General features: G+C 65.8%; 1 protein-coding gene. It reads left to right on the plus strand.

All coding sequences use genetic code 11. The features are described from left to right. A partial coding sequence (locus C1631_RS25385) for an ATP-binding cassette domain-containing protein (protein ID WP_133248969.1) occupies positions 1 to 538 on the plus strand: 538 nt, incomplete at both ends.

Here is a 538-nt window from a genome sequence, read left to right on the forward strand (position 1 = left end):
GCTACGACGCGTCGATGGAACGCTACGAGAAGGCCTCCACGCAGACCTACGTCTCGCTCGCCGTGCTCAATGCCGGCCAGGCCGTGATCTTCACCGTCGGCATGACGGCGGTGATGCTCCTGGCCGCCCGCGACATCATGGCTGGTAACACCACCATCGGCGGCTTCGTGCTCGTCAACACGATGCTGATTCAGCTCTCGATGCCCCTGAACTTCATGGGCATGATCTACCGGGAGATCAAACAGGCGCTGATCGACATCGACGACATGTTCCTGATCCTCCACCGCAACCCGGAGATCGCCGACCGCGCGGGCGCGCCCCCGCTCAAGGTCGAGGCTGGAACGGTGCGCTTCGAGGATGTGCGCTTCGCCTACATCCCGGAACGGCCGATCCTGCGCGGGGTCTCGTTCGAGGTGCCGGCCGGGAAGACCGTGGCCATCGTCGGCCCCTCGGGGGCGGGCAAATCCACGCTGTCGCGCCTCCTCTTCCGCTTCTACGAGCCGGGGGCCGGCCGCATCACCATCGACGGCCAGGACAT

The organism is Chryseobacterium phosphatilyticum, assembly GCF_002899825.2.
GTDB lineage: Bacteria > Bacteroidota > Bacteroidia > Flavobacteriales > Weeksellaceae > Chryseobacterium > Chryseobacterium phosphatilyticum.